Source organism: Agromyces binzhouensis, assembly GCF_004135055.1.
Taxonomy (GTDB): Bacteria; Actinomycetota; Actinomycetes; order Actinomycetales; family Microbacteriaceae; genus Agromyces; species Agromyces binzhouensis.
In genome coordinates, this window is the sequence record NZ_SDPL01000790.1 from 1 (window position 1) to 633 (window position 633).

A 633-nucleotide genomic window follows, 5' to 3' on the forward strand; every position below is an offset into this window, starting at 1 on the left:
TGATCGCCGAGCGGTCCCATCGCCGCCGGTCCTGGTCGCCGAGCAGCACCGGGTCGCCGTGGGCGTCGAGCCGCGCGGGGAATCGCGCCGCAGTGAGCTCCATGAGCGCCACCAGTCCGTGCGCCTCGGGTTCGCGCGGCACGAGCGCCGCGAGCACGCGGGCCAGCCGCAACGCCTCCCGGCTGAGCTCGGGCCGCATGAGGTCCTCCCCCGCCGACGCGGAGTGACCCTCGTTGAAGACGAGGTAGAGCACGCCGAGCACCGTGCCGAGTCGCTCGGGGAACTCGTCGCGGGGCGGCACCTCGAACGGCACGCCCGCCGCGCCGAGCGTCCTCTTCGCCCGCACGATGCGCTGCTGCACGGTCGAGACGGGGGTGAGGAAGGCCCGCGCGATCTCCTCAGTCGTGAGGCCGCCCACGACGCGGAGCGTCAGCGCGACGCGCGCCTCGCGCGAGAGCACCGGATGGCACGACACGAACACGAGACGGAGGACGTCGTCGTCGATCGCGTCGGGGTCGTACGGCAGGCCGCCCGCGGCATCCGTCGCCTCGGCCCGCTCGCGCTCGAGGTCGTGGGCGATCGCCGCGAGCCGCTCGTCGTAGCGCTCGCGGCGCCGCCAGCCGTCGATGGCGC

At 74.9% G+C, this 633-nt stretch carries 1 protein-coding gene; it reads right to left on the reverse strand.

Features of this window, described 5'->3' with window-relative positions; all coding sequences use genetic code 11:
* Window positions 1-633, reverse strand: a 633-nt coding sequence (locus tag ESO86_RS18250) for an RNA polymerase sigma factor (protein ID WP_277985259.1), incomplete at both ends; no start/stop codon positions are given.